We start from the raw sequence: 25875 nt of genomic DNA on the forward strand, positions 1-25875 counted from the left end.
ACTTCTCCAGGAGGCACTTCTTGACCCTGGCACACGCCTTGCCACGCCCTGCGGAATCCGCCCACGGAACGGTGGCCGACGCCATGGACGTGCCCGGACCTCAGGTCTGGGACGACATGACCGTCGAGGTGGCCCTGTCGGTCATGGCCAGCGCCCGTACCGGGCATCTGGTCGTCTGTGACGAGGACGGCCGGTGCACGAGTCTGGTCACCCATGCCCAGCTCACCGCCGTCCGTGACGGCTACGGCTACACGGATCGGGTCCGCCTGCGGGAGGTCGCCGGTAACGGCGGGCCGTTCGCCTCGCCGATGACCAAGATGACCGAGGCACAGCACATCATGCGCCACCGGCAGCTCGCGGCCGTGCCCGTCGTCGACGAGCACGGCTGCGCCGTGGGTGTTCTCACGCGCTCACGCTGACCCGTCGTCCACCGGTCCCATCGCTTCCCACTCTTCCTGCGAGGCACCATGCGCTGCGTCATCGCCCGTTTCGCGTTCGACCTGTCCAAGACCGGGGTGGTGGCGTCGATGAAAGGCGTCAGGCCCGAGCAGGTCACCGGTGAGTCCGTGATCATCGGCCGCCGCCACTACCCCGTCATGCAAGTGGGCGAGGTCATCACCCGGCAGGACCGCCGTGACTTCACCGCCGGCGAGGTCCTCCGGGCCATGACGCGCCTCGGCTTCACCTGCCGCGCCCTCCCTGCCGCAGCACCGGCGCCCGGGCTCACCCCGCTCCAGGAAGCGTCGGCCCTGCTCGGCGTCCCCACCGCCGGGTAGCCGGGAGAGGGACGACGCCCTGGCCCGGCCATGGTGGCATGAGGGCTCGGCCGGCGCATGCCGGCCGAGCCCTCATCGCGTGGGGCGCCCGGTGCGGCTTCCCGTGGCCTGCCGTCCGTGGACGGCAAGCGGCGCACCCCGGCCGTCCCCGTACTGACGCGCCGACAGGTCGACGTTCGGCATGGAACCGACCTCTGTCTCACCCGCCCGGAGTGCCGCCGGCCTTCGTTCGGGCGCTGCCCCCTGCCGGCCCACGGAGCGGGACCATGCCTGGCATGGCCGGATCCGTATATCTTCGACCAAGACACACCACAACCATTGCGAGGAAACAAGAGGTCGGCGCGGACCAGGGCCGTCAGAAGGCGTAGCAGTTCCTTCGGGGCCCTGGTGGCGGGACGGCGTCAAGGCCCCTCCACATGTCCCACAAAGAGGTGCAATGACGGCAGCTGACTCCTTCGGCCGGATCGATGACGACGACTACCCCGCTTACTCCATGGGCCGGGCCGCCGAGATGCTCGGCACCACCCCGGGCTTCCTCCGTGCCATCGGCGAGGCCCGCCTGATCACCCCGCTCCGCTCCGAAGGCGGACATCGGCGCTACTCCCGGTACCAGCTGCGCATCGCGGCCCGAGCCCGTGAACTCGTCGACCAGGGCACCCCCGTCGAGGCCGCCTGCCGCATCGTCATCCTCGAGGACCAGCTCGCAGAAGCCCAGCGGATCAACGCCGCATACCGCCGCGCCGCCGGATCGACGGATCCCACGGGCGCAGCCTGAGACGGGCTGCACCCCGCGGAGGGTCCGCCGGTTCCTCACCCAGGACCGGCGAGGGGGTCGGCTGGGGGGCGTACCGAGGGCGCCTCGGCCTGGGCGGCGTCGGCAAGGGCCTCGGCAGCCGCTTCTGCGGCCCGCGCGGCGTCGGCGGCGGCCTGGGCGGCCTTGTCGTCCGAGGACTTCTCCCGCGTGGCCGGCGACTGCGGCAGCACTTCGCTGAACGCGCGGGACACACCCTCCAGCGCGGAGGTGACCTCGCTGGGGATCACCCAGAACGTGCTGCCCGCGCCTTGCGCGAGCTGGGGCAGCATCTGCATGTACTGGTACGCGAGCAGCTTGGGGTCGGGGTCGTTGCGGTGCACGGCCTGGAACACCTCGTCGATGGCCCGTGACTGGCCTTCGGCCTTGAGGATCTCAGCCGTGCGGTTGCCCTCCGCGCGCAGGACGGCGGCCTGCTTGTCGCCTTCGGCAGTCAGTATCTGCGACTGACGTTGTCCTTCGGCCCCGAGGATCACGGCACGCTTGTCCCGCTCGGCCCGCATCTGCTTCTCCATCGCGTCCTTGATGGACTGCGGCGGGTCGATGGCCTTGATCTCCACCCGGTTGACCCTCAGCCCCCACTTGCCGGTGGCCTCGTCCAGCACACCGCGGAGCTGGCTGTTGATGGTGTCGCGCGAGGTGAGGACCTTCTCCAGGTCCATGGACCCGACGACGTTGCGCAAGGTGGTGACGGTGAGCTGCTCGACCGCCTGGAGGTAGTTGGCGATCTCATAGGCGGCCGCCCGAGGGTCGGTGACCTGGAAGTACAGGACGGTGTCGATCTCCACGACCAGGTTGTCCTCGGTGATCACCGGTTGCGGTCGGAAGGAGACGACCTGTTCTCGCAGGTCGATCACCGGATAGACACGGTCGATGTAAGGGATGACGACGTTGAGCCCGGGCTTCAGGGTGCGGTGGTAACGGCCGAGCCGTTCGACATTGCGAGCACGTGCCTGGGGGACGATGCGCACCGCCCGCAGGACGGTGAAGACGACGAAGAGCGCGACGATCACTCCGGCGACGAGGAGCCCCGATTCCATGGTTCACTCCTGGGGGTAGACGAGTGCGGTGGCACCGCTGATCTCGATGACGTCGACGGTCGTTCCGGGAGGGATCACCAGCGTTTCGTCATAGGCCCGGGCCGTCCATTCCTCGCCGCCTATGCGGACCCTGCCGCCCATGCCCGTGACCTCCGAGACGACATAGGCGCTCCTGCCGACCAGCGCCTCTACGCCGAACCGCTCCGCCTGGGGCCGGCGCACGTGGCGCAGCACGACGGGACGGATGAACAGGACGGTGCTCGCAGCAACGACGGTGAACACCACGAACTGCAAGGGCAGCGGGAGCCCGACTGCCGCGGATCCCGCCGCGACCAGCGCAGCCCCACCCAGCAGCCCCAGCGCGGCAGTGAGCGTGAAGAGCTCCGCCACGGCCAGCCCTGCCGCGGCGATGAGCCAGATCAGCCACGGGTCCATGCCCCTCCTGCCGCGTGCAGTAGGTGAATGGCCGGCCGACGCGCCCCCTCGGTCGGCGACCAAGTTCCCCCTCAGGTGACCTACCCGTACGAAATGCCGGAAATCAAAGCTTCAGCCGGAATGAGGGGAAACGCCGAGGCGGGCGAGCAGCGCACGCCGTCGCAGCCACCCCATGCCCCGGACGTGTGGAGTGACGCGCCGCTGTTCGTCACGGACGGCGTCGACGATCAGCACCTCATGGCCGCGCTCGACCGAGCGGCTCGCCGGGCGCCCCACGGCTACCCGCCGGGCCGGGCGCCGGCGCGAGAGGATTCCCGCATGCCTCACATGACAGCCGAAGAGGCCGCCGACTGCCTCGGCATCGCCGACGAGCACCTCGCCGCGTTCGTCGCCATCGTGGACGCACTGCGCACCCCCGACGCCCGGCGGGCCGAGATCGAGCGGCTGCGCGCCGAGCTCGAAGCCGTTGACGAGGTGCTCCGCGAGGCGGGGATCGACCATCCGACCGGCGCCCTGGGCGTCCACGACCTGCACAGCATGCGCGACATCGCCCGCGAGGACGCCGACGAGGACGCCCGGGCGGCACGAATCGTCGCCGCCCTCAGACGCACGAGGAACAGTCTGCCCGCGGAAGTCCTCGCCGCCCTCGACGAGTACGACGCGGCTTCGACGTGACGGGCGAGAATGGCGTGGCGCACAGGGGCAGACGCAGTGCCGAGGATCTCCTCGTCCACGTGCACGAGGGAGCCGCCGCCGTCCAAGGGGGGCATCACGGTCGTCACCCGGTGCTCCGCTCCTCCAGCCTGCCCCTCCCTCCGGTCGACCGCACCCTGTGAGTCAGCTCCGCGCAGATGACGCGGGGCGCGGGCCTCAGCCGGGCCCGCGCCGACCGGTCGGCGTCACCCGCGCCCCAGCCCGCCAGGGGTGCGTGACATGCCGTGCTCCTGGGCGCGAGCGCCACCGGGACGCGTTGTTGCCGCAGCGAGCGCGAGCACCAGGCCGATCGCTCCGACGATCACGTTGTTCGTGATGGTGCGCCACGTACTGACATCTCCCGCGATGCACCAGGGCGAGATGATCGTCCACAGGGCGATGACCGCCGCAGCCCAGGCCTTGGAGTGGGTGCGCTCGAAGCCTCGCCCCGCCCCGCCCATGAGCAGGGCGTACGCGATACCGGCGATGAGGTTGTTGACGGCGATCGTCGACAGCGCATTGAAGCCCAACAGCGCGTTGAAACCCACGATCCACGGTGACGCGGCCAGATAGACGCCGGTGAGCAGACCCATGGCCCTGATGGCCTGACCGCGATGGGTCGCGGTCGCACGCTCGTAATCGGCGCGAAGTTCCAGCAGATCGGGGTGCTGCTCGATGCCGGGTTGTGTGCGCGACATACGGACCATCTCCCGCCATTTTGGTCATTCCACGTATCCCCCTACCCGGACTCATACATTCGATTCCGGTCGTTTCCGACCAGGCACGACGCGGGGATCCAGCCGCCGGCAGGGCGGGGGCGCGGTCGGCGGGGCCCGGAGCGTCCCGGGGGGCGTCGGCGGCGGTGACGTGGCAGAGCTCGGCGACGCACACGTCCCGAGGGCGATGAATGCTTTCAATGACAGTGCTGCTACCTCGGCCCTCGGCCGGAGGAGGCGGCCGACCGGCCGTGACGACGACTCCCCAGGCCGTCCTGCGGCCCGGGACCCTCGGGTCCCGGGCCGCAGGACGGCCCCGACGGCGGGTGGTGTCGCCGCCGTTCCCGGCGTCCGTCATCCCACCGCCAGCAGATGGGCGGGGGCGATGCGTGACTGGGCGCGGACCGGGAGGGCCAGCGCGGCGCAGACGAGGACCACGGCGGCCAGGGTGGCGAGGAGCGCCGCCCCGCCGACGGCCGGGAGCCGCCCGTCCAGGGTGCCCCAGCCGATCGCGAGGACCGTCCCGAGCCCGGTGACCGCACCGGTGAGGCCGCCCAGGAGGGCGAGCAGGGCACCTTCGTGGTAGCTGAGCAGGGCGAGTTCACGGGTCGTCCAGCCGGTGGCGCGCAGGACGGCGAGGTCGGCGGCCCGTTCGCGCATGGACAGCACCAGGACGTCCACGGCGCCGGCGGCTCCCAGGAGCAGCGACAGGGCGACGCTCAGGTAGTCCGCGGTACGGGCCTGTGCGACGACGGCGTTGCCCAGCAGTGAGCCGGCCGCCTCGCCGCGGAAGCCCAGGGTGAGGGCGAGCAGGACGGTGAAGGCCGCCACCGCCAGGGCCAGTCCCGCCGCGCCGAGCGCGGTGCGGCCGCGTACCCGCAGCAGGTTGCGTACGGCGAGTCCGAGGACCGAACGTACCGGCGCCGCGCGGCCGGTGGCGGTCACCGGGGGCGTGATCGCGTCCAGGGGCCTGAGCCGGGTGGCGCGCCAGGCCGGGAACAGCCCGGCGGTGACCGCGAGCAGCAGCGAAACGGGCAGCACGAGAGCCGCCTTGGTCCCCGCGTCGGGCAGCTTCAGCAGCAGGCCCAGGACGTAGGCGAGCACGGCGCCCACGGCGCCCGCGCCGAGGCCGATGGCCACGAGTTCACCGAGGATGAGCCGGAGGATCTCCGGCGGGCTCCAGCCCAGGCAGCGCAGGGTGCCGATCTCGGTGCGGCGTGATCGCACGGAGGCCAGGGCGGCCTGGGCGAGGAAGAGCGCACAGACGACGAGGACCAGTACGAACAGCACGGCGCTCTTGGCGTCGACGGCCTTGAGGATGCGCAGGGCCACGCCCTTGGCGGTCCAGTTCTCGACGACGTCGACGCCGGGCAGCGCGATGGTCTGCGGCGCCGGTGAGCTGCCGATGGTGATGTCCACCTGGAGACCGGGGTACGCGGTGCGGATGCGGCCCGCGACCGCGTTGACCCGGGCCTGTGAGGCGGGGTCGACTCCGGTGACGCCGGCGACCCGGATGCGGATGGCGCTGATGGGCGCCTTGTCCTGCGCGGTCGGCTGCCGGCGGCTCTTGGTGAGGACGGGGAGCGCGTCCAGGGAGGTGAGCATGGTGGGCGGTGCGGCGAGGTAGCCGCCGAGATTGCGGTCCGGACGCAGCGGCCGGTTGTGCAGCGCCGTCCGCCCGGCCTCGTCGGCGCCGGTGACCTGGGGCGAGCGGTAGGTCTCCAGCGGTACCTCGGACAGCGAGGAGAAGCCGGGCAGCTCGGTGGCGTCGTAGCGGCCGACCGGGGTCAGGTACGGGATCGGTGTCCTGCCGTAGTCCTCGTGCGCGCACGTGCGGGTGCCCCAGCAAGAGGTTCCGGGGTGGCTGACGACCTCGCGGAACTGGGTGCCGGTGTTCTCCTCGGGCACGAACTCGACGAACTGGCGGTCGGCGTTGGTGCGCCACACCTCCGGGGACTGGCCGGCGCGGGCGCGCGGGGCCAGGCCCGCCCCGGCGCGGCGGTAGTCGACGGGGCCGACCGTCCAGTAGCTGTCGACCTGCGGGGCGAAGAGGGACTTCCCGGGAAAGCCCCGCTCCAGGTCGGCGCTGACGCGTCCCACCGGCGTGCCGCGAAGGTCGTTGACGAAGTCGTGGGCGGCGGGGCTGCCGAGCTTCGCGCGCAGGGCCGCGGGGTCGCCCGCGTCCAGCCGTTCCACCGTGGCGTTCACCCTCCCGGAGGTGAGGGTCTGGTCGCTGAGCACGGCAGGGATCGTCCAGTAGGGCTCGTTCGACCAGCCCTCCTTGCTGCCCCAGACGGGCTTGTCCCGGTCGGTGAGCATGCGGCCGGAGGTGATGGCGCGTCCGAGGCCGACCAACCGGTCCTCGGCGGCGGGGTCCACCGCCGACAGGAGCACCGGATAGGAGACCGGGATCTCGGCGACCGCCTTGTCCCGCCCCGACCGGCAGGTGAGCCAGGTGTTCATGTCGGGGTCGAACGGCGACGCCTCGCGGCGGTCCTCACGGATGAGATTGGGCTGGAGGGGCCCGAATCCGCCGTCGTCGGTGTGCTCGATGTGGACGTCGGTCTTGTTGTAGTTGTAGTACCAGCACACCGGATAGGTCCGATGGTCCGCGTGCTCCTCCAGCAGCCCCGGGAACGTGGAGTCGGAGAAGGTCTTGGACGGCTCGATCGGATTGCGGCTCAGGTACACGTACTGGTCGGCGGTCCGGTAGCGGCCCAGTCCCGCCGTCAGGGTCGGCTTGATCCGCAGGATCTGGGACGGTGCCGTACCGTCCAGGAAGGACGACACGTCGACCTTCAGCGTCCCCGGCACCATCAGGTAGCCGACGTTGGCGACCGGTGCGGCGACCTCGATCCCGGGCATCTTCTTGATCCGGTCGTACTGGCCGAGGCCGATGCCGCCGAAGATCCCGGACAGGAAGTTCGCCTCGACCAGTCCGTCGCCGCGCTCGACCGCGGTCCGGCTCGCGTGGGGGCGTACCAGGACGTCGTACGCGGAGCGGGCGTTCTCCCGGACGGTCTCGGTGGTCCGCGCCTGACTGGTGGTCACCGTCGAGGTGAGCAGGGTGAAGCTGGTCGCGGCCACGAGGATGCCGGCGGCCAGTGCCAGCGCGCGGGCCCGATGACGCCGCAACTGGGACCAGATCATGGCGATCACGGGCGGAGCCCCCCGAGCCGGTCGAGGACGTCGGCGGCCGGCGTCACGCGTTCGTCGGCCACGATCCGTCCGTCGCGCAGGCGCACGATCCGGTCGCAGCTCGCGGCCACCTCCACGTCGTGCGTCGCGACGAGCAGCGTCATCCCGTACTGCTCGGTCAGCGAGAGCAGCAGGTCGACGATCTCCCGGCCGGTCGCGCTGTCCAGGTTGCCGGTCGGTTCGTCCGCGAGCAGCAGGCCGGGCCGGTTGATCAGCGCCCGGGCGACCGCCACGCGCTGCTGCTGACCGCCCGACAGCTCCGAGGGCAGCGCCCCCGCCCGCTGCGCCAGGCCCACGGCCTCCAGGAGTTCCATGGCCCGGGCCCGCCGGTCGAAGTCCACCCGGCGGGGCAGCACCGGGGCCAGGACGTTGTCCAGCACCGTCAGCGCGGGCAGGAGGTGGAAGCGCTGGAAGACGAAGCCGATCCGGCGGCGATGGGCGTCGAGCCCGCCCGGTGTCAGCGCGGCGCCGTCGACCTCCACCGTGCCGGAATCGGGCAGGTCCATGCCACCGACCAGGTGCAGCACGGTCGACTTGCCGGCGCCGGACGGGCCGGTGAGGGCGACGGATTCGCCGTCCCCGATCTCCAGGTCGACGCCGTCCAGCGCCACGACTCCCGGGTGCCGGCGGGACACGTCCCGCAGGGTCACGCTCATGCTTCCGACCACCCCTCATGCATTGCGGCAATGCAGGGGTACATTGTCACAATACAGAGGGGATGCAAAATGCCGCTGCAGCACGCAGTGCTCGCGCTGCTGTCCGAGGGACCGAGCCACGGCTACGAGCTCAAGAGCCGTTTCGAGGACGCCATCGGTCCGCAGTGGGGCGGCCTCAACATCGGGCACCTGTACCAAATCCTGGACCGTCTGGTGCGCGACGGCCACGTCACCCGGTCCCAAGTGGCACAGAGCGACCGCCCCGACAAGACGCGCTACACCCTCACCGCGCAGGGCCAGGACGAGTTGCACTCCTGGGCGACCACGGCATGGGTCCGCACGGGCGGATTCCGCGACGAGTTGTTCCTCAAGCTGTTCGGAGCCGCCTCACTGGGCTCCGACGCCGTGCACGCCCTGGTGGAGACCCAGCGCCAGACCTACCTCTCCGAACTCGCCGGTCTCACCCGCCTGCGGCGCGGCCACACCGACGACCCTCTGGTGGCACTCCTCATCGACGCCGCCATCGCGCACACCAAGGCGGACCTGGAACTCGTGGAGAGCGCCGTCCAGCGGCTCGCGCCGCTCACGCGGCCCGGTGTCCCGTCGCACGGGGCGGCGGAGGAACCGGAAGCCCGCGAGCGCAGGGCGACGTAGGGCGAGCCCCGCGCCGTCGCAGTCCTGCCGGGATCATCGCGGACGCGGCGGCGTTCAGCGCGCGGTCACCCAGTCCGGCGTCCAGGTCCCGGCGTCGTGGCCGGCCGCGGCGGCGGCGAGGTGGGCGCGGAGGGTGGCCAGCGCCGGGTGGGGGTTGTCGCGGTGCCACAGGAGCGAGTGCGGGTAGACGGGTGTCGGGTCGGTCACCGGGATGCGGCGCAGGCCGTGGCCCGCCGGCCAGACGAGGCTGGTGTTCCCGCCCATGAAGGTGGCCAGGGCCGGGGTGTCGGCGACGGTGTCGAGGAGCGCGTCGGAACCGAAGTTCGGGCCGGTCGCCTCGATGGTGAGGCCGAACTCGGCGACGAGGTCGTCGTAGTAGGCGGCCCACTCGGTACCCGGCACGATGCCGGGCATCCAGATCCGGTGCCCGGCGAGCTGGGCGACCGTCACCGACCGGGCGCCCGCCAGTGCGTGGGCGGGGCCGGTGAGGAGCTCGAGCGGTTCGTCGAGCACCCGGACGGACTCGATGTCCTCGGGAAGGGGCCGGCCGGGCGCGGCGACGGCGCGGAAGGACGCGTCGATCTCACCGGACCGGATGGCGGCGACGGCCGTGCCGATGTCGAACAGCATCACCACGTCGAGCTCGATCTCGGGGTGCGCGCGGTGGAAGCCGCGCATCAGGCCCGACGCCGCGCCACGCGAGGCGATGATGTCGACGCGCAGCGGACGGCGGCCGGTGCGCACCGACGCGACCGCGCGCTCGGCGACGCGCAGCAGCTCGCGCGCGTGGGGCAGGAACGCCTGCCCGTCGATGGTGAGCTCGGCGCCGCGCGCCGTGCGGGTGAACAGCCGCACGCCGAGGCTGCGCTCCAGCGCGGCGATGCGCTTGGAGACGGCCTGCTGGGTGACCGCCAGCTCGGCGGCGGCCTCCTGGAACCGGCCCGCGTCGGCGGCGGCGACGAAGGTCCGGACGGTGTCGATGTCCATGCCGGCACCCTACGGCCACAACCGTCGGTTGTGGCCGACGGCTCTGCGGTTGTTTGATCCCAGGCCGCGGCTCTCGCTTTGATGATTCCGATCGCGGATCGGTTGTGCAGGGTGAGTGGCGAGGGGCGTCGGGCATGGGGAGCGGGCACCGGCTGGGACGGCGGTTCGGGTGGCTGTGGGCGGCGTACGGGACCAGCGCGCTCGGCACGTGGCTGGCCTTCGGCGCGTTCCCGCTGATCGCCATCCAGGTGCTGCACGCCGGACCGGCCGAGGTCGCCGCGCTCGCCTCCGTGGGGTCCGCGGTGGGCGCGGCCGTGGCGGTGCCGCTCGGCCCGTGGGTGGAGTTCCGCCGGAAGCGTCACGTGCTGATCGCGATGGACCTGGTGCGGTTCGCGGCGCTGCTGACGATCCCCGCCGCGTTCGCGCTCGACGTCCTCACCTTCCTCCAGCTCCTGCTGGTCTCGGTCGCCGTCGCGGCGGCCGACATCACCTTCCGCGCCGCCTCCGGCGCCTACGTGAAGACCCTGCTGCCGGCCGGGGACCTGCTCGTCGCCAACGCCCGCTTCGAGTCCACGGCATGGACGACCACGATCATCGGACCACCGCTGGGGGGCGCGGCGATCGGGCTCCTCGGCCCGGTGGCGACGGTGGTGGCCGACGCGGCCAGCTACCTGCTCTCGGCCCTGGGCATCCGCGCGACGGGCGGGCACGAGCCGCGGCCCGAGCGCCGGCAGGCCACGCGCATGCGGACCCGGGACCTGCTCGACGGCTGGCGGTACGTCCTCGCCGACCGGGCGCTTCGTCCGCTGTTCTTCAACACCGCCCTGTTCAACGGCCTGGTGATGGCCGTCCAGCCGTTGCTCGCCGTCCTGATGCTCGGCAGGCTCGGGTTCGCAGCATGGGAGTACGGCCTCGCCTTCGCGGCGCCGTCGATCGGCGGGCTGCTCGGTTCGCGGCTGGCCCGGCCGCTCGTCACCCGGTTCGGACAGCGCCAGGTCCTGGTCGTCACGGGGGCGCTGCGCGCGCTCTGGCCCGTCGGCCTGGCCTTCCTGGGGCCCGGCACCGGAGGGCTGCTGCTGGTGATGGGGGTCGAGCTTGGGCTCATCTTCTGCTGCGGGATCTTCAACCCCGTCCACGCCACCTACCGCCTCGAGCGCACCCCGGCCGACCGGGTCGCCCGCACGCTGTCCGCCTGGGCGGTGACGACCAAGGCCTCGACCGCGCTCCTGACGGCCGTCTGGGGTGTGCTGGGAGGTCTGCTCGGGGCACGTACGGCCATCGGCCTGGCCGGCGTGCTCCTGCTGGCGACCCCGCTGCTGCTCCCCCGCCGCACGGCAGCGCACCCGCGAGAGCCGGAGCCGGAGCCGGCATCGAGCCGCCCCTGACGGGGTACGCCGTCCCGACCGGCATCCCGCACACGGTGATCGTTTCTGACGGTACGTCAGTGTGTCGTACACGGGTGCTTGTTGTGGACATGATCCATAGAACAGACTGGCGTCGATTCGCACAAAGAATCGAATCGAGGTGACGTGATCACCGCGGTCGCGTCCGACCGCCCGGACCGCCGCCCCGGTGGCGGTCCGCCGTACGCACCACACCAACGAGGGGGAACCATGTCCGTACGTCCGTCGCGCAGGTCGCTGACCAGCGCCGCAGGCGCCTTCGCCTTAGCCCTGGGATCGACGCTCGCGGGCGCCGCCGTCGCGCCGACCACCGCCGCCGCCGACACGGGCGACCGCACGTCGACCGTGGCCTGCGCGTCCCTGTGGGTCAACGACTCCGGTGGCACGACCCACGCCAGGCTCCGGAACTGCTCCGTCATCTGGGGCAAGAACATCTTCGACGGCTCCTACTGGCAGACGGTGAAGTTCGAGCTGTACGACGCCCTCACCGACGGCGTCTGCGCCAAGTCGAACGTGATCCTGTCGCCCACCGGGGCCAGCTCGCAGGCGAGCGAGTGCAACGGCCTCTACACCGCGAAGTCGGCGACCTTCAGCGGCCGGGCCACCAACATCTTCATCAGGATCGCCTACGGCTCCAACTCGACCTACGGCAAGATCAGCACGAACGTCGCACCGCCGTCCGGTTTCTGACAGCCGCCGCCGGCGGGTTCGCCCCCACCGGAACCACGCCGGCGCCAACGGGAGGGGATCAAGCATGCGATCGACACGCAAGGCGAAATGGGCGGCACTGGCCGCCGGAGTGCTCGCCGTACCGGCGGCCCTGGTCGTGAGCACCGCGGGGCCGGCGACGGCCAACGCGTCCTGCGGTCAGGGCGCCTGGGGCACGGACGGCACGGACGTGCGCATGACGCCGGGCGTCAGCGCGAACATGCGCAGCGGCTCCAGCACGGCGTGCGGGGTCGTCGGCTGGGCCGACAACCAGGACGTCCTGATCTACTACTGCTGGACGTCCGGCCAGAACGGCACCTGGACGTACCTCTACAACCAGCACGACGACCGCACCGGATGGGTGAAGGACTCACTGCTGCCCTACAACGGGTCCAACCAGTACTGCGGCTTCTGACAGCCTGTCCGGCACCCCGGCGGCGCCGGCCCGCACCGCGCATTGGTGGGGGCCGGCGCCGCACCGCCGATCGCTAGCCCCTGCGCCGCTCGTCGATGTGGTCCGCGTCCTGCTCCGCTCCGGTGGCGGACCAGTTGGCGAGGATCGTCAACGCGTCCTCGGCGGGGGACCCGGGGGGCGCGCTGTAGACGACCACGCTCAGGCCGCTTTCGTCGGGCAGGCTCATGGTTTCCTGATCGAGTTCCAGGTCGCCCACGAGAAGATGGTTGAGGCGCTTGGTGCTGTCGCGGAAGACATGCACGTCGTGGGCTCCCCACAGCATGCGGAAGGCGTCGCTGCGGGTGGACAGTTCACCGACCAGGTTCGTCAGTTCCCGGTCGTAGGGGTGCCTTCCCGCTTCGACACGCAGGGCGCCGACGGCGAAACGGGCCATGCGTTCCCAGTCGGCGTAGAACCGCCCGGCCGCGGGATGGAGGAACGCGAACCGGGCGACGTTCGCTCCGCAGGTCGGGTCGGCGTACATCTCCGCGTACAGGGCCCGGCCCAGGGGGTTGGCGGCCAGCGTGTCGAGGCGGTTGTTCATCACGAACGCCGGCATCCGCGGCATCCCCTCGACGATCCGCGCCACGCTCGGCCGCACCGCGGGCCGGCTCTGCTGCGGCACCCGTACCCGCGCCGCGGGCGCCGGTCCCGCGGCACGGGCGAGGTCGTACAGGTACATGCGCTCGGTGGCGTCGAGCCGCAGCGCCTGGGCGAGGGCGTCCAGCACGCTGTCGGAGACACCTTTGAGGTTGCCGCGCTCCAGGCGCGTGTAGTACTCGACGCTGACCCCGGCGAGCGTGGCCACCTCACCCCTGCGCAGCCCGGGCACCCTCCGCTGACCGTACGTCGGCAGCCCGGCCTGCTCGGGGGTGATCTTGTCGCGTCTGGAGCGGAGGAAGGCACTGACGGCGTCCCGGTTGTCCATACGGACAGGGTAGGCAGGCCGCGCGAAGCGTGGGGGACCCTGGCAGTACCCCTCACGGCAAGGACTCCCCCGCCCCGGCCGTCCGGCGTTGCATGGTGTTGCCCCGATCCCCCGGGGCCCCACCTCCACGGGTGGACAGGACCGGAAGGACGCAGACGATGAACAAGACGACCGAGACGGTGACTCAGAGCCCCGCGGATGTCGTGCGGGGGCTGTACGCAGCGCTGAGCAGGGGCGACGTACCGGGTGTCCTGGAAAGGCTCGCCCCCGAGGTGATCGTCGACGAGCCGAACCAGCTCCCGTACGGCGGTGTGCACCAGGGCCGCGAGGTGTTCGTGCAGTCGGTCCTCGGCGCGATGATGGGCTACGCCGCCGTCGCCATCACCGCGGCCGAGGTGTACGAGGGGCCGGCCGGCGTCGTCGGCACGCTCACCGGAACGCTCACGGCCCACACCACCGGTGAGGAGTTCCCGCTGACCATGGTGGAGATCCACCAGGTCGAGGACGGCACGGTGCGCAAGATCGACGTCTACACCAAGAACCCCCAGGAACTCGCCGCGTTCTACGCGCGGGCCGAGGCCGGCACCCGCTGACGACCGCCCCGGGCGGTCGGCGAGACGTCCGTCCGGTCGCTGCCGGTCTACGCGGCCGGAGCGGCCCCTCCTGGTGGGACTGTGCGCGTGGTCCATCGACGGGGTTCGGGCGAGGAACGAGGCGGTCGTGTCCGACCGGAAGCCTCCTGGTCAGGGCTGAGCAGGCCGGCGCAGGCCGCTTCCCGCCCGCGGAGGATGCCGGGCGTGCCAGTCTGTGCGGCATGGAGAAGAGTGCGGTGTGGATCGATCTGTCCGAACTCGACCCGGGCAGCGTGTCCGCTGCCCGGTGCACCTGGCACGGCGACCGTGCCCACCCCTGTACGGACGACCCCGTGACCGGGGTGGTCGACCGCGCCGGGAAGCGGTTCTCGGCGTGCGCCGAAGCGGCCCGCGCCGTGGCTGCGGACCGCGGCGTCCCTCTCCCGTCGACGGCGCTGTAGGGGAGCAGAGGGCAGGGGTACGGTCGTGCTCTGCGACCCGGGTGGTGTGGGGTGCGGAAGCGGGAACGATCCTCAGGGGTGCACGCGGTACTCGGTGATCAGGTAGTCGGCCTCGTCGTCCACGGAGTTCGTCTCCCAGTCGAGGTGGATCTCGGTGGGGTGTCCGTCGGGCGCGAACACCGCGTCCGCGACATCGGCCTTGTCCGCCCGGGCCTGCCGGAGCTGGGTGAGGAGGTCGCGCAGGGTCCGCACGTTCTGCGGCTCGCGGGCGATGGTCTGCCGGGCCGGCTCGTCGAGTCCGACCGCCTCGGCCACCTTCCCGTCCGCCACGGTGATCCGGTACTTGCCCAGGCCACCGCGTTCGCCGCCTTCGGAGAGCAGCGTGAAGGAGTACCGCGCCGGCTCGGCCCATCGGGGCTCCGGTGCCGTTTCGGTATCGGAGCCGCAGGCGGTCGCGGTGAGCGCGAGCGCTGATACCGCGGTGAGCAGGAGTGCGTGAGGTCTCGGCATCGGCGTGCCTTTCCGTGGTCGGCTGTCGCTCCGACGCGACGGGCGGCGATCCGGTTCCGCGGCGGGGTGCGCGGTACGGGTGCCGGCGAGGCTGTGCCGGCTCAGTCCTCGATCAGAGCCTTTCCGTAGTTGGCCATGGACCGCTTGTACCGCGGCAGATGCTCGGCCAGGGCGATCAGGACGAGGGACAGCCCTTCGCGCTCACGGCCGAGTGAGGCGAGGCACAGCGCGGTGACGGCGTCGAGAGCGTCGTCGAGGTGGTCCGGGCCGTGGGCGCGCTCGGCCTCCAGCATCGCCAGGCCCGTGGCCGCGTCGCCGGTGTTGCGCAGGGAACTGGACATCTGGATCACGGCGCGGCGGCGGTTCTCGCCGGTCAGGCGGCCGCGTTCGAGCGCCTCGCGGTAGAGCGGGACGGCCGCGCCGGAATGGCCCCAGGAGTCGCGGGCGCAGGCCCTGTGGAACAGGCCGTCGGCATCTCCTTCGGGCAGTTCGGCCGCGAGCGCGTCGATCTGCGCGAGGAACGCGGCCTCCTCGTGGTCGTCGATGACGGCGAACAGCGCGGCGGCGCGGCGGTTGACCTCGGCGCGCCGGCCGCCCGGCTCCGCATGGTCGGTGACGTCGTGCATGCCGTACTCCTTCGATTCCCCGGTGAGTTCGACCGGTCCCGGCCGAGGTGATCAATCCTGGCCAGGCGGTTAGGATCACCACCAGTGATTCGGTACGGGCCGAATCACCGTCGCCGGCGCACGACGCTCGGGACTCGGAACCCACGGGGGTGGGCGTGGCCATCAGCCTCGGCTTCGGGCCGTCCGACCTGGCCCGCTGCCGGTTCGCCTACTCCCCGGTCTTCGAGACCCTCGCCGCAGTACGCATCGCGACCGGAGCGCGGGGCCCTGGACCCGGGCCGCATCACCGTCGGTGGCTGCAGGAGGCGCTGCCCCGTCTGCAGGCGGTCGACCTGCGGCCGCTCACTCTGCTGCAGCCACGTCGCGGCTACACTCCGGACTTCCTCTCCCTGCCCCCGCTCACCTCCTCCCCGGACTTCGACGGCGAGCTCACCCGGATGGCAGCCACGCCCGCTTCCGTCGTACGCCGCGAGATCGAGATGTCACTGCTCGACACCCCGGGTGCCCAGGCCGGCGAACTGGGGCGGCTGCTGCTCGGCGACCCGGCCGACGTGCTCGGGCTCCTCACACAGTTGGTGCGCGCGGCGTGGCAGGCGCTCGTCGAACCGGTGTGGCCGCAGGTGCGCGCAGCGCTGGAAGCCGACATCGCCTACCGCTCGCGGCGCCTTGCCGAAGGCGGTCTGGACGGCCTGTTCGCCGATCTCGACCGGACGTTGCACTGGACCGGCGACACCCTCGTACGCGACCCCGGCGGCAACGAGCACGTCGCGCTCGCCGGGCGTGGCGTGCTGCTCATGCCCAGCGTGTTCAAGTGGGACGAGGCGATCGTGATCACGCAGCCGCCCTGGCAGCCGGCGGTCGCCTACCGGGCCCGGGGCCTGGGCAACCTCTGGCAGCCGACGCGTGAACTCCCGAGCGCCGCCCTGGCACGACTCGTCGGGGGCACCCGCGCCGCCCTGCTGACCGCACTCGAGGAGCCGGCGTCGACGACAGGCCTGGCGCGACGACACCGGCTGGCACCCGCCACGGTCTCCGAGCACCTGAAGGTGCTGCGCGACAGCGGCCTCGTCGTCGGGGCGCGACACCGTCACGAGATCCGTTACCGGCGTACACCGTTGGGGTCAGCGCTCGTCCACGGCAACGAATAGGCGGTCAGCACCGTCCCTCGTCATCCGCTCAACCCCTACCCCCGTTCCTCCGACCCGGTCACCGGGGTCGGCGGTCCCGACCCCGGCCGGAGTTTCCGATGAGCCGCCCTGCGCCGCCACCGGTTTCCATTCCCACCGGTGGCGGCACATCTCAGGCGCCGGCTCACTGAAGGGGGTATCCGCCCGGACCGGCGAAAACCGCGTCGGCGACGGGACGTTCCTGCCCGTCCGACGGCGTGTTGGCGAACGCGTTCTGCCACACCAGGGTGGTCGAGCCGCCACCGTCCATGTTCAGGGCGTCCACCGCGCCGAGGTCGTGGAGCAGGTTGGCCGGCTCCAGGCGGGTCGCACCTTTGCCCGCGCCCCCGTCGACCGTCACGAGCGGGGCGCTGACGGAGCGGAGTCGCCCTTGCGGGCGTTGGCATGGGCGAGTGCACGAGGCTTCCGGTACGGCGGGGCGGTGTCAGTGGGGGGTCCTAGGGTGCTCCCGTGGATGTTGATGATCTTGAGTGGCAGCGGGTCCATCTCGGCGGCGTTCCGCCGCGGATCGTGGACGAGATCCTCGAACACGGCGGCCTGGAGACGCTGGTGGAGGCGGCGCAGGAACGCGGGGACTGGTTCTGCGCCGAGGGCGCGGTCCGCGGACTGTGCGCCGGGGGTGAGTTCGAGCGGGCCTGGGATGTGATCGAGCCGTTCGCGGCCACCGGCTGGCAGCCCGCGGTCCGAGTCGGCGCCGATGTCCTGATGGGGTGGGGCCGCATCGAACAGGCATTGGAACTGGCGGACCCCGAGCAATGGGACGAGGAGACGCCCGACACGTGGCCGGACTACGCCGAGGTACTGGTCAAGGCCGGGCAGGTGGACGAGGCGATCGACGTGCTCGTGCCGCACCTGTGCGACGGATGGGTGCTCCGGTCCCTGGTGCGGATGACCGAGGGCCAGGGGCGCGACGACCAGGTGCTGGAGCTGCTCGCCTCGATGGCCGAGGAGTTCCGGCGCGGGCAGGAGCAGTGCAGGTGCGGCGGCCATGGCCTGTGGGAGGTCCTGCCTGCGCAGGCTCTCGTCCTGGAGCGGTCCGGCAGGGCGGATGAGGCGATCGGGTTGCTTGGCGCGGATGTGGCCGCGCGCCGGTACGGGCCGCAGAACACCGTTGAGTTCTATACCGAGTTGCTGGTACGGCACGGGCGGATCGAGGAGCTGCACGAGCTCGCGACCGGCACCCGGATGTCCGTCGCCGCCCGCCCCTACGTGACGGCCCTGGAGGACCTGGGACGGGCCGGGGACGCGGAGGCGTACCTCCGCCGCCTCATCGACACCGCCGAGCATGCGACCAGGTACCGGAACGAACTACTGGAGCTGCTGGTCCGGCAGGGTCGGTTCGAGGAGGCCATAGAGGCGGTGGCGCACACGTTCGACGACCCCTACGAGAACCTCCTCCAGCCCACGATGCTCCTGCTGGCCGAACACGGGCACCCCGGCAGAGCAGTGGAGCTCACGGAGGGGCGCAGCGCCGAGTTCCTCGAGGAGAGCGGGTACTGGCTCCCCTCCAACCGTTGGTGGCTGATGGGCGAAGTGGGGCGCTGCCGTGACGCCATCGCGGAGATAGAGGCACTGCCGCCGGACGAGGTCGACGACCGGGACGTCACCATCGCGCTGCTGCTGGCGAAGGACGGCTGCGCGGAGGAAGCCATCGCCCACTCCGCGAGCACCCCGGCCGCTGGTCAGCGACCGAGCTGGCCCGCTTGTTGGTCCAGCAGGGCCGCTGCGCGGAAGCCATCGCCGCCATTCCCGACGTCACCACCCAACGAGAGGAACAACGGCGCGCCTGGGCCCGCTGAGAAACACACAAACACCTGTCTGCGCGATCAGCCCCGTGACCTCGCGGCGAAGGTGCGGAACGCCGGCGCCGTGAAGTACCCCGCCACCAACTCCAAAACGGCGAGCAATGAGGCGGGTACGGTCGGGTCCGGACCCGCGCTGCCCTATGACGCCACATCACCCGCCTGAGCGACCCCCACGACAATCAACGAAGACGTCGAAGTCGAGGAGGAGTTCGAGAAGTCGCCCTGGAGCCCGTAGTGGCAGGTAATGATCGGTGTCGGCCACCACCTCCAGCCGCGCGCCGGGGATGCCGTCGGCATGATCACCGGACCCGGCCCAGCGCAGGCCGTCGTCGCCTCCGGCAAGGCCGACACCGTCCTCCTCGGCCGCGTGCTGCTGCGCGAACCGTACTGGGCGCGCCCCGCGGCCACGGCACCGGTCGGGAAGGTCACCACCGCCGTCCAGTACCACCGCGCTTGGCGTCGGCGCCGCAGCGGCAGGAGGACCCAGGGCGTCCACTGCGGTGAGGCGGGCAACGCGGTCCGGCCGGCAGATGTGTCCCTGCCGGCCGGGCCCGTGCCAGTGCGGGTCTCAGCCGTTGGCCGCGGCCTCGAACTGACGGCGGACGCTCTCCGAGATGCGGCCGCGGTCGCTGATCTCCACGCCGTTCGACTTCGCCCAGGCACGCACCGCGGCATTGTCGGCACCGACCTGCGTCCGCTGCTGCGGCACTGCCCTGCCACGGCTGCGCGACTGCTTGCGGGCAGCCTTCTGGAACGGAGCGAGCGCATCGCGCAACGCAGCCGCATTGTCGTCGCTGAGGTCGATCTCGTACTCACGCCCGTCGAGGCCGAAGTTCACCGTCTCGTGAGCGGTACCGCCGTCGATGTCATCGACCAGCAGAGTCTGCACGCGCTGCGCCATTTTTCTTGTTCCTTTCCCGGACAACCAACGTGACCCTACACGCAATGGGGATAGGCGACCTTGGCGAGTTGCGTGACGGTTGTTGATGCGTTTGGAACGCTCACTCCTCGGCTGGTCAGGGTCATTTCCGATCCGCTCGGCAGCCGGAAGTGCCGGGGGACACGTTCCTGTGAATCCGGAAGGCCCGCGGGATCGGACATCCCTCGGCGACGGGCCGGAAGAAGGCCGGTCGTTCGGGACGGCACGTGTGCCCGCCGTGTTCACCTCCCGCAAGGTAAGGGGCGAAATATTCGGTGCGCATGCGGTCGGCCGACGCCGTCGCAAAGGTCACCCCGGCGGCGCATCACGGGCGGCCGGCGCCGTCATCTCTTCGGCCACGGTTCGTTAGCCCGGAAGACCCAGGACATCACCTGTCGGTCCGCCACCGTCGGTGCCGCCCGAACCCAAGTGACCGGCGTCCTGCCGGAAGGGAGCTTCCCGTGGTCCTCACCAGGTCTGCCGGCCGCCGCGCCGGCGTGCTGCTGGCGACGGGTGCCGTCTGTGCTGCGACAGCCCTCCCGGGCTGCTCGTCCGCCACGCGCAGCCCGGGGGCTGCGGCCCCCTCTCGCTCGGCGTCCGCCGTCACCGTCACCGTCGACACCATGACGTCCGACTTTCCCGCCCGGGCGAACAATCGCCTTTCCGCGGGACCAGGGCCGTGCACCGAACTGGAGGCCCATCTGGGCAACAGCCAGGTCGACGCGGGACATCAGCGGGATCTCATCGTCCTCATCAACACCTCGACCCGGCCATGCGCGCTGTGGGGCTATCCTTCCGTTGCCGTCGCAGACAGGAATGGCAGTCGCGTCGCGACCAGGATCACGCACGATGGCGGCCAAGCCTTCTACACCGAACCCGCTCGCCGCTTTGTCGTGCAGTCTTCGGGCGAAGCCTCGTTCAACGTCGCGTGGCAACGCGTGCCGGAAGGGGTGAGCGACGTCTGCCGTGCCGGCTCCGCATACATCGTGGGCGCTCCGATCGCCGCCCGCACGGCATACCTCCCCATCGACGTTTCACCTTGCTCGAACGGTCTCCTGGCGGTGTCGGCTTTCGTGCCGGGCAACGTGGGCATCAACGCCTAGCCGGTCGGTGGAGGCCTATTGCCCACCCTTTCCCCTGGGTGCCCTGCCGAAGACGCGTGTGGGTCCGCGTCGTCCGTCCACGGGGCCTGTCACCCTCCTGACCTTCGCGCCGTCTACAGCAGTCAGACCTGGCGCGCCGTCACCCGTCGGGCCGAATGCAAGCTGACACGCCGTGCACGCGTGGAACGCGGCTCGTATGGTCGGTACGCAGGCAGGACCGACCCTGAAGATGCGCAGACAGGGTTGTATCAATGGGGTACGGCCGCTTCCCCAGTGGGGGCGGCCGTCCGCATCAGGCGGTGCACGGCACGCACTGCCGCCCGTAGCTCCGGCCTCACCTTCGGGCTCACCTGACCGGGAGCCCTGGCCCCGCTGCCAGGGTGCGAATACGCAGTTCAGGGGCACCTGGCACGGACATTCCCACGCTGCGGGCACGGACCGGGCCCGCCACGCTCGTGCGGGTCGGGTCCATCCACGGCTTCAGTCAGATCCGCGGAAGATCCCTTCGGGATCATCGTGGGCCCATGCCGCGTACTCCTCGAATCCCAGGTTGGCGATACTCAGGTTCGCGAAGACCTCGTGGACCCCCGCCGGGGTGGTGCGGAATTCCCGGCCGAACTCGATGAGCTGCTCGTAGTCCTCATCGTCCTTGCAGTCCTCTCGCCTCAACGTCGTGACCGCCAGGAGCGAGTGCCTTTCGGCCTGCATGGTCGTCCGGTCGGCGAGGAATACGACGGACAGGTCCTCCGCAGCGCGGACCGCCTCCAGCACCTCGTCGACGACCGCTCCCGCCCATGCCGGATCGTCGATGACGTGGACCTGAGCGTCGTACTGCTCGTCTCCCCAGGGTTTCACCAGTGCCGCTGCCACGTCCTGCCACGCCGATTCGTCGTCGTAGTCGGTCCTGACCACGAGGGCCTCGAACTCATCCCGTCCGGTCATGGCGGGAAGTGGTCGCATGAAGGCTCCTCCTCGGTGGCGATCCGCAAACTGCGTCCGACTCTCTCATGGGCCTTTCATCGACCGGAAACCCGGTTGCGGAAGAGTGCGAACGAGACCCGGGCACCATGGCCCGCTCGAGCGTTCTCACCCGGTTTACGTGACCCTCCGCTACACCGGAACTCCTCGGGAGAGCGGGCAGCGCGGTGCCCACCCTCCGTCAGACCGCGCCGCGCCCGCGGCGCTTGAACGGCGCCGGTTCAGGTCGTCCCGCGGCGCTCCCGGGCCGCACGCGAACGCAGACCGAGGCGGATGGCGAGGGCGGCCACGCCCGTCAGGATCGCGGTCCTCGCCCACAGCGTCCCGGAGGCGTAGGGGACGGCGGCCGCCACCTCGTACGGGTACAGCAGGACGAACAGCGGGGCCACGACCAGTACCACCGCGCAGAGCGCCCCGTGGCGCACGCGGGCCAGGGCCAAGGCCGCCGGGAAGGCCAGCACGAGCGGCGCGAAGAGGGTGAACAGGTGCATCGGGTCCGCGCGCCCGGGCTCGGTCACCCCGGGGCCGGCCAGCGCCTGGAAGACGGTGACCGATCCCACGACCATCGGCACGCCGAGGGCCAGTGCGATCAGCGCGCCCGCGCGACGGGCGCGTGCGTCCGCCGGGGGAAGGTCGGGCGGGGCGGCCAGGACCGCCGCCGAGGCCAGCGCGAGACCGAGGACCGTCGGGAGGTTCTGGGCCAGTCCCGCCGGGCCGCCGGACCAGTACGCGACCGGGACCGACAGCCCTGCGCCGGCCAGGGCCGCACCGACCGCGGTCCGCGCCCACGCCCAGCGGCCCGCGAGGAGGCACCCCAGGACGACCGGCCACGGTGCGTAGGCGAGCGGCGCATAGGTGCGCTCGCCGTCCCAGGGCAGCGGATCGAGCGGCCACACCGCCAGCAGCGCCGCCGACAGCGAGGCCGCAACCGCGACGATGCAGGGGATCAGCGCGGCCAGCACCCGCCCCGCCGGGCGGGCCGAGTCCAGGCCCGTCCGCATCCGCAGCGCGTGTCCTGCCACGGCCGCCGTCTCGCGCAGCGCCTCCAACCGGCCCACGCCACTGGTGACGTCCTCGAGGGTCGCCGCGATCTCCGCACCGTGCTGCCGGCGGTACATGGCCGGATACAGGCCGATCACCGGATGCCGTCTGCCCACCGCGCGCTCCCCCGCCTCGACCTCACAATCGCTCATGCGCCTGCTCCGCCCTGTACCGGCCCGGGGCGGCCCAGCCCGATACGGCGGGCGGCCTCGTGCGCCGTCGCGCGCATCCGGTCCGCCTCCGCAGTGAGGAGGGTGTAGCCGGCGTCGGTGAGCGCGTAGGTCCGGCGCAGCCTGCCGTCGACGATCTCCTCCCGGTCGACCCTGACGACCCCCTGCCCCAACAGGCGGTCCAGCGCCCCGTACAAGGTGCCCGCTCGCAGACGGACCCGGCCGCCGGAGATCGCGGCGACCTCCTCGATCAGCGCGTACCCGTGCCTGGGCGCATCGGCGAGTGCGGTGAGCAGGAGCAACGTCGGCTCCTGCAAGGAACGTTCAGCCATGCCCGCAGACTATATATCGGTGAACTGCATATACAAGTTCCTTGACTTTTCCGACCGTTCATTTATCTTGCCAGCAATCAACTTGTGCACAAGACAATCTGGCGCTAGGTTTCTCGGTGTCGGCGGCACCCCAGCGGCGCACCGGCGAAGGACACGACCCGCACTGCCCAAGGAGAACAACCACCATGAACGACACCACCGCCCGCCCCGCCCCGCACAAGCCCACCGTCGTCCTGGTGCACGGCGCGTTCGCGGACTCCTCCAGCTGGAACGGCGTCATCGAGCACCTGCGTCAGGCAGGACATCCGGTCCTCGCGCCGGCCAACCCGCTGCGGGGCCTGGCCAGTGACGCCGCGTACCTCGCCAGCGTGCTGAAGAGCGTCGACGGACCCGTCGTGCTCGCCGGGCACTCCTACGGCGGCGCCGTGATCAGCCAGGCCGCCGACGGGGATCCGAAGGTCAAGGCCCTGGTGTACGTCGCCGCCTTCATCCCCGAGAAGGGCGAGAGCGCCCTGCAGCTGTCCAACGCCTACCCGGGCAGCACCCTCGGCCCGAACCTCGACGCGGTGCCCTTCCCGCTGGCCGACGGCGGCACCGGGACCGACCTGTACATCAAGACCGACAGCTTCCACGACCAGTTCGCCGCCGACGTGCCGCAGTCCGTGACCGACCTGATGGCCGCCACCCAGCGCCCGGTCGCCGCGGCGGCCCTGGAGGAGACGGCCACCGCGGCCGCCTGGCGGTCGATCCCCTCGTGGAGCCTGGTCGCGACCGCGGACCGCAACATCCCGCCGGCGGCGCAGCGCTTCATGTCCGAGCGCGCCAAGGCCCGCACGGTGGAACTCGACGCCTCCCACGCGGTGTCGGTCTCCCAGCCCGAGGCCGTCGCCCGCATCATCCGGCAGGCCGCCGAGAGCGCCACCGGCTGACCAGGCTTCCGGCAGGTGTTCTGAGGGGTTGCCCAGGCCCGTGGCAGTCACTAGGTTCGATCGGGTGACTGCCGGGTCGGCCTTGAGCCATGCACGAGTTGGGTCGCCGGCCTCGGCGTGAGCGCGAGGCGGGCAAGAGCCCCGCCTTCCTTCCGAGTCTCCCCGCGGCGCCCCACGCGGTGCCTGTTCCCAACGAATTCGAGACCCGGAGACCGATGTCACCCATGCCGAACGACCAGCAGAACCCGTACGCGAACCAGCCGCCCGCGGCTCCCGCCCGACTGGACCACACCGCTGTCTACGCCCGGGACCGGCAGTTGTCGGCCGAGTTCCTGGCCGTCATGCTGGGCCTGAGGGTCGGCGCGCCCTTCGGTCCGTTCCTCCCCGTCGATCTCGGCAACGGCGTCACACTCGACTACTACGAGAAGCTCGACGAGCCGGTCCAGTCGCAGCACTACGCGTTCCTCGTGTCCGAGGAGCAGTTCGACGAGGTGATCGCCCGCCTGGAAGGCGTGGGGGTCACCTACTACGCCGACCCCGGCCATGCCGAGCCCGGCCGGATCAACCGCCTGTTCGGTGGTCGTGGCGCGTACTTCGCCGACCCGGACGGTCACAACATGGAGGTCATGACCCGGCCCTACGCCCGTCCGTAGGCGGCAGCCGTCGACCCGCCGTTCCTCCTGGCCCCGGGCGCTGAAGCCCGGGGCCGGATGAGGGTGGGGGCCGTTCGCCAGTGCGGTGACCGCATAGGTTCGCCGGGTTGGTGGTCGGGAGCCGACCCACGCGGTCACAGCGCCAGGGGCGTCCGTGTTCCGAACGCGGCGGAAGCGGCCGTGCCGCGCGCACCACCGATCCGGTGACACAGCGACTGGTCGGCGCAGTGGCCTGGGTACAGTCGCCCGATGCTGTGTATCGACCTTCCGATCGCCACTGCCCGGCTGATACTCCGCCCGTTCCGGCCCGAGGACGCGGAGGACGTTTGCGAGTACCAGCGCCGGCCCGACGTCGCCCGCTTCATGCGATGGGAGCCGCGCGGACCGGAGGACGTCCGGGTGGCGGTGGAGCAGATGGCCCGGGAGACCACACTGGACTCGGACGGGGACTGTCTCAGCCTGGCGGTCGTCGAGCCGGGCACGGGGACGGTCGTCGGGCAGGTCGAACTGGTCCTGATCAGCGCGGAACACCGCCAGGGCGAGCTCGGCTATGTCTTCCACCCCGCCCACCAGGGCAAGGGCTTCGCCACCGAGGCCGCCTTCGCCGTCCTGCACCTGGCATTTGACGCACTGGAGCTGCACCGGGTGATCGGCCGCTGCCACGCGGACAACGCCGCCTCCGCCGGGCTCCTCGAACGGCTGGGCATGCGCCGGGAGGCCCATTTCATCGGAACGGAGTTCTTCAAGGGGGCATGGCGCGACGACCTGGTGTACTCCCTACTCCGGCGGGAGTGGCGGGCTTCAGCCATCCCCCGGAACACACCACGCACCCCTGAAACAGGCGCTGGAACTTGCCCTTGAGCGAGATCAACGAGCAACCCGGCGAACCCATGCGGTCACAGCACTCGGGCGTGTGTCGAAAGCGCAGGTCACAGCGACTCGTTGATGGCTGCGGCCAGCACGATCGTGCAGCGGTGGCGAGATCATCGAATCCGTCCGGCCGGGGAATCGTCCGGCGGATCACTGGGTTGACGAGTCAGGAACCCAGGCCGCTGCGCGGCCGCCGTGAGGCCGGGAAAATGGGGCTGCTCCGTCCGGGACGCCGGTTTCACTGTGATGCCGTGAGCTCG

Annotated in this window: 30 protein-coding genes; 16 read left to right on the forward strand and 14 right to left on the reverse strand. The window is 71.2% G+C overall.

The features are described from left to right. Positions 1–20: 20 nt before the first annotated feature. From ACFYYN_RS31160 to ACFYYN_RS31170, 3 genes are all read left to right on the forward strand, one after another. Positions 21–419, forward strand: a complete 399-nt coding sequence (locus tag ACFYYN_RS31160; RefSeq protein WP_500329254.1) for a CBS domain-containing protein — start codon at positions 21–23, stop codon at positions 417–419. 48 nt (positions 420–467) lie between these two features. After that, positions 468–776 (forward strand): SCO5918 family protein, encoded by a 309-nt coding sequence (locus tag ACFYYN_RS31165; protein ID WP_500548412.1) that lies wholly within the window; start codon positions 468–470, stop codon positions 774–776. Positions 777–1212: 436 nt separating this feature from the next. After that, positions 1213–1551 carry a MerR family transcriptional regulator gene (locus tag ACFYYN_RS31170; RefSeq protein ID WP_500548413.1) on the forward strand — a complete coding sequence of 113 codons (339 nt, stop codon included), beginning with the start codon at positions 1213–1215 and terminating at the stop codon, positions 1549–1551. A gap of 35 nt (positions 1552–1586) precedes the next feature. Here the strand turns inward: ACFYYN_RS31170 and ACFYYN_RS31175 are convergent, their stop codons facing one another. Together ACFYYN_RS31175 and ACFYYN_RS31180 are read right to left on the reverse strand one after the other, a co-directional pair. After that, a complete protein-coding gene (locus ACFYYN_RS31175) occupies positions 1587–2627 on the reverse strand; it encodes an SPFH domain-containing protein (protein ID WP_500548414.1) in 1041 nt (346 codons plus the stop codon). A gap of 3 nt (positions 2628–2630) precedes the next feature. Further along, a complete protein-coding gene (locus ACFYYN_RS31180; protein WP_500329250.1) occupies positions 2631–3062 on the reverse strand; it encodes an NfeD family protein in 432 nt (143 codons plus the stop codon). A 318-nt stretch (positions 3063–3380) separates the two neighbouring features. Here ACFYYN_RS31180 and ACFYYN_RS31185 point away from each other — a divergent pair, with 318 nt between their 5' ends. Then, positions 3381–3737 carry a hypothetical protein gene (locus ACFYYN_RS31185; protein ID WP_500548415.1) on the forward strand — a complete coding sequence of 119 codons (357 nt, stop codon included), beginning with the start codon at positions 3381–3383 and terminating at the stop codon, positions 3735–3737. Between the two features lie 224 nt (positions 3738–3961). Here ACFYYN_RS31185 and ACFYYN_RS31190 read toward each other — a convergent pair whose 3' ends face one another. The 3 genes from ACFYYN_RS31190 to ACFYYN_RS31200 form a co-directional block, all read right to left on the reverse strand. Then, a complete protein-coding gene (locus ACFYYN_RS31190) occupies positions 3962–4453 on the reverse strand; it encodes an SPW repeat protein (RefSeq protein WP_500548416.1) in 492 nt (163 codons plus the stop codon). 372 nt (positions 4454–4825) lie between these two features. Then, positions 4826–7621, reverse strand: a complete 2796-nt coding sequence (locus ACFYYN_RS31195) for an ABC transporter permease (protein WP_500548441.1) — start codon at positions 7619–7621, stop codon at positions 4826–4828. Between the two features lie 5 nt (positions 7622–7626). Beyond that, positions 7627–8325, reverse strand: coding sequence for an ABC transporter ATP-binding protein (locus ACFYYN_RS31200; RefSeq protein WP_500548417.1), 699 nt, complete (start codon positions 8323–8325; stop codon positions 7627–7629). A gap of 69 nt (positions 8326–8394) precedes the next feature. Between ACFYYN_RS31200 and ACFYYN_RS31205 the strand changes: the two genes are divergently transcribed. Next, a complete protein-coding gene (locus ACFYYN_RS31205) occupies positions 8395–8979 on the forward strand; it encodes a PadR family transcriptional regulator (protein ID WP_500548418.1) in 585 nt (194 codons plus the stop codon). Between the two features lie 54 nt (positions 8980–9033). Here ACFYYN_RS31205 and ACFYYN_RS31210 read toward each other — a convergent pair whose 3' ends face one another. Next, a complete protein-coding gene (locus ACFYYN_RS31210; RefSeq protein ID WP_500548419.1) occupies positions 9034–9966 on the reverse strand; it encodes a LysR family transcriptional regulator in 933 nt (310 codons plus the stop codon). Positions 9967–10100: 134 nt separating this feature from the next. Here ACFYYN_RS31210 and ACFYYN_RS31215 point away from each other — a divergent pair, with 134 nt between their 5' ends. From ACFYYN_RS31215 to ACFYYN_RS31225, 3 genes are all read left to right on the forward strand, one after another. Next, entirely contained in the window at positions 10101–11351 is a 1251-nt protein-coding gene (locus ACFYYN_RS31215) for an MFS transporter (RefSeq protein ID WP_500548420.1), read from the forward strand. A 228-nt stretch (positions 11352–11579) separates the two neighbouring features. Continuing rightward, positions 11580–12059 (forward strand): hypothetical protein, encoded by a 480-nt coding sequence (locus ACFYYN_RS31220; RefSeq protein ID WP_500548421.1) that lies wholly within the window; start codon positions 11580–11582, stop codon positions 12057–12059. 64 nt (positions 12060–12123) lie between these two features. Further along, entirely contained in the window at positions 12124–12492 is a 369-nt protein-coding gene (locus ACFYYN_RS31225; protein ID WP_500438957.1) for an SH3 domain-containing protein, read from the forward strand. 73 nt (positions 12493–12565) lie between these two features. Here ACFYYN_RS31225 and ACFYYN_RS31230 read toward each other — a convergent pair whose 3' ends face one another. Further along, positions 12566–13459 (reverse strand): helix-turn-helix domain-containing protein, encoded by an 894-nt coding sequence (locus ACFYYN_RS31230; protein WP_500548422.1) that lies wholly within the window; start codon positions 13457–13459, stop codon positions 12566–12568. 158 nt (positions 13460–13617) lie between these two features. Between ACFYYN_RS31230 and ACFYYN_RS31235 the strand changes: the two genes are divergently transcribed. Together ACFYYN_RS31235 and ACFYYN_RS31240 are read left to right on the forward strand one after the other, a co-directional pair. Beyond that, on the forward strand, positions 13618–14052 hold the full coding sequence (locus ACFYYN_RS31235; RefSeq protein ID WP_500548423.1) for a nuclear transport factor 2 family protein: 435 nt from the start codon (positions 13618–13620) through the stop codon (positions 14050–14052). 221 nt (positions 14053–14273) lie between these two features. Next, positions 14274–14492: a hypothetical protein gene (locus tag ACFYYN_RS31240; protein WP_500548424.1), complete on the forward strand. Its 219-nt coding sequence runs from the start codon at positions 14274–14276 to the stop codon at positions 14490–14492. 72 nt (positions 14493–14564) lie between these two features. On the opposite strand, the gene ACFYYN_RS31245 is transcribed toward ACFYYN_RS31240, so the two are convergent. Further along, the gene (locus tag ACFYYN_RS31245; RefSeq protein ID WP_500548425.1) at positions 14565–15002 is read right to left on the reverse strand and encodes a DUF6174 domain-containing protein; all 438 of its coding nucleotides are present in this window, start codon (positions 15000–15002) and stop codon (positions 14565–14567) included. Positions 15003–15103: 101 nt separating this feature from the next. Then, positions 15104–15628 carry a tetratricopeptide repeat protein gene (locus tag ACFYYN_RS31250; RefSeq protein WP_500548426.1) on the reverse strand — a complete coding sequence of 175 codons (525 nt, stop codon included), beginning with the start codon at positions 15626–15628 and terminating at the stop codon, positions 15104–15106. Between the two features lie 155 nt (positions 15629–15783). Between ACFYYN_RS31250 and ACFYYN_RS31255 the strand changes: the two genes are divergently transcribed. Then, on the forward strand, positions 15784–16776 hold the full coding sequence (locus tag ACFYYN_RS31255; protein ID WP_500548427.1) for a DUF5937 family protein: 993 nt from the start codon (positions 15784–15786) through the stop codon (positions 16774–16776). A gap of 163 nt (positions 16777–16939) precedes the next feature. Here ACFYYN_RS31255 and ACFYYN_RS31260 read toward each other — a convergent pair whose 3' ends face one another. Continuing rightward, positions 16940–17155 carry a phosphodiester glycosidase family protein gene (locus ACFYYN_RS31260; protein WP_500548428.1) on the reverse strand — a complete coding sequence of 72 codons (216 nt, stop codon included), beginning with the start codon at positions 17153–17155 and terminating at the stop codon, positions 16940–16942. 110 nt (positions 17156–17265) lie between these two features. On the opposite strand from ACFYYN_RS31260, the gene ACFYYN_RS31265 reads away from it, so the two are divergent. Further along, positions 17266–18783 (forward strand): tetratricopeptide repeat protein, encoded by a 1518-nt coding sequence (locus tag ACFYYN_RS31265; RefSeq protein WP_500548429.1) that lies wholly within the window; start codon positions 17266–17268, stop codon positions 18781–18783. 405 nt (positions 18784–19188) lie between these two features. On the opposite strand, the gene ACFYYN_RS31270 is transcribed toward ACFYYN_RS31265, so the two are convergent. Continuing rightward, entirely contained in the window at positions 19189–19521 is a 333-nt protein-coding gene (locus ACFYYN_RS31270) for a histone-like nucleoid-structuring protein Lsr2 (RefSeq protein WP_500548430.1), read from the reverse strand. Between the two features lie 641 nt (positions 19522–20162). Between ACFYYN_RS31270 and ACFYYN_RS31275 the strand changes: the two genes are divergently transcribed. Continuing rightward, entirely contained in the window at positions 20163–20642 is a 480-nt protein-coding gene (locus ACFYYN_RS31275) for a DUF4232 domain-containing protein (RefSeq protein WP_500548431.1), read from the forward strand. A 480-nt stretch (positions 20643–21122) separates the two neighbouring features. Here ACFYYN_RS31275 and ACFYYN_RS31280 read toward each other — a convergent pair whose 3' ends face one another. The 3 genes from ACFYYN_RS31280 to ACFYYN_RS31290 form a co-directional block, all read right to left on the reverse strand. After that, positions 21123–21602 carry a DUF6924 domain-containing protein gene (locus ACFYYN_RS31280; protein WP_500548432.1) on the reverse strand — a complete coding sequence of 160 codons (480 nt, stop codon included), beginning with the start codon at positions 21600–21602 and terminating at the stop codon, positions 21123–21125. A gap of 239 nt (positions 21603–21841) precedes the next feature. Further along, positions 21842–22813 (reverse strand): hypothetical protein, encoded by a 972-nt coding sequence (locus ACFYYN_RS31285; protein WP_500548433.1) that lies wholly within the window; start codon positions 22811–22813, stop codon positions 21842–21844. Then, positions 22810–23163 carry a PadR family transcriptional regulator gene (locus ACFYYN_RS31290; RefSeq protein ID WP_500548434.1) on the reverse strand — a complete coding sequence of 118 codons (354 nt, stop codon included), beginning with the start codon at positions 23161–23163 and terminating at the stop codon, positions 22810–22812. The genes ACFYYN_RS31285 and ACFYYN_RS31290 overlap by 4 nt, the downstream gene beginning before the upstream one ends. Before the next feature lie 185 nt (positions 23164–23348). On the opposite strand from ACFYYN_RS31290, the gene ACFYYN_RS31295 reads away from it, so the two are divergent. The 3 genes from ACFYYN_RS31295 (at position 23349) to ACFYYN_RS31305 (ending at position 25606) form a co-directional block, all read left to right on the forward strand. Further along, a complete protein-coding gene (locus tag ACFYYN_RS31295; RefSeq protein WP_500548435.1) occupies positions 23349–24092 on the forward strand; it encodes an alpha/beta fold hydrolase in 744 nt (247 codons plus the stop codon). A 224-nt stretch (positions 24093–24316) separates the two neighbouring features. Next, positions 24317–24745: a VOC family protein gene (locus ACFYYN_RS31300; protein WP_500548436.1), complete on the forward strand. Its 429-nt coding sequence runs from the start codon at positions 24317–24319 to the stop codon at positions 24743–24745. Positions 24746–24994: 249 nt separating this feature from the next. Beyond that, the gene (locus tag ACFYYN_RS31305) at positions 24995–25606 is read left to right on the forward strand and encodes a GNAT family N-acetyltransferase (RefSeq protein ID WP_500548437.1); all 612 of its coding nucleotides are present in this window, start codon (positions 24995–24997) and stop codon (positions 25604–25606) included. Positions 25607–25875: the final 269 nt, after the last annotated feature.

The organism is Streptomyces sp. NPDC001902 (genome assembly GCF_042891295.1).
Taxonomy (GTDB): domain Bacteria; phylum Actinomycetota; class Actinomycetes; order Streptomycetales; family Streptomycetaceae; genus Actinacidiphila.